We start from the raw sequence: 875 nt of genomic DNA on the forward strand, positions 1-875 counted from the left end.
GGCGCCGGCAGTTTGAGCGGCTGGTGCACCCACCAGAGGCCGGCGCCGCCGAGCGCAAGCGCAATCAGGGCGGCGAGCAGGAAAAGCGTGAGGAAGAAGCTGCGCACGGATCCGATGTGGGGATGACGAGAAAAAGCCGGAGGATGAGATGAAAAAACCGGTGGCCTTGCAGACTGCAGGGCGGGAGCCCCTGCCGCCCCGAAGGAACAGGCACGGCCATGATAATTCAGCGATGACCACTGTCGTTCTCAATGGCGTGACCGCCCTCTCCCACCTTGGTGTGATCCGTGCAGAGGGCCCCGATGCCGCCGGCTTCCTGCACGGCCAGTTGACACAAGACTTCTCGCTGCTCGGCGCCTCAGACGCCCGGCTGGCCGCGCTGTGCACCGCCAAGGGCCGTGTGATCGCAAGTTTCATCGGAATCAAGCCGCAACCCGAACTCATTCTGCTTGTGTGCAGCCGCGACATCCTGACCGCCACGCTCAAGCGCCTGTCGATGTTCGTGCTGCGCGCCAAGGTCAAGCTGACCGACGCCACCGAACAGTTCGCGCTGTACGGCCTGGCCGGCACCGCCTTGACTGGCAACGGCCTCGATGCCGCAGCGCTGCCCGGTAAGCGCACAGCTGTTGGCGACGAAGTCAGCGCCGTGTCGCTGTACCCCGCCGACGGCGTTCCACGCGCGCTCTGGATCGCGCCGGCCGGCCATGCCGCCCCCGTGGGCCCCACGGTCGATGCCAGCCTGTGGCAATGGAGCGAAGTGCGCAGCGGCATCGTGACGCTGACTACGCCGGTCATCGAGGCCTTCGTGCCGCAGATGATCAACTACGAATCGGTCGGCGGCGTGAACTTCAAGAAGGGCTGCTACCCCGGCCAGG

1 protein-coding gene is annotated in these 875 nt (G+C 65.9%); it reads left to right on the plus strand.

Translation table 11 applies throughout. The annotated features are described in order from the left end of the window. Positions 1-232 precede the first annotated feature (232 nt). A partial coding sequence (locus ACSFA3_RS24655) for a YgfZ/GcvT domain-containing protein (RefSeq protein ID WP_435507994.1) occupies positions 233-875 on the plus strand: 643 nt, incomplete at its 3' end.

It is taken from the genome of Variovorax glucosi, assembly GCF_051216695.1.
Taxonomy (GTDB): Bacteria; Pseudomonadota; Gammaproteobacteria; order Burkholderiales; family Burkholderiaceae_C; genus Variovorax.